The organism is Bacillus sp. SIMBA_008 (assembly GCF_046535495.1).
Taxonomy (GTDB): domain Bacteria; phylum Bacillota; class Bacilli; order Bacillales; family Bacillaceae; genus Bacillus; species Bacillus subtilis.
Genome location: NZ_JAWRWL010001352.1, coordinates 1 through 232 on the forward strand (window position 1 = coordinate 1; position 232 = coordinate 232).

Genomic DNA, 232 nt, shown 5'->3' on the forward strand with positions numbered 1-232 from the left:
TTATGAAAGCAATTATTTTTGATTTTGATGGATTAATTGTGGACACAGAAACAATATGGTTTCACTCTTTCAGAGACGCCGTTCGTGAGTACGGTGGGGAGTTACCTTTAGAGGAATTTGCAAAATGTATTGGAACGACAGATGATGTACTATATGCATATTTAAATGAGCAATTAAAAGAGAAGTTTAACAAGGATGCATTAAAAGAAAAAGTGAAAACTTTACATAAAGA

General features: G+C 32.3%; 1 protein-coding gene. It reads left to right on the forward strand.

Annotated elements, in window-relative coordinates; translation table 11 throughout:
* Positions 1–2: 2 nt before the first annotated feature.
* A partial coding sequence (locus tag SB658_RS27855; RefSeq protein ID WP_410603827.1) for an HAD hydrolase-like protein occupies positions 3–232 on the forward strand: 230 nt, incomplete at its 3' end.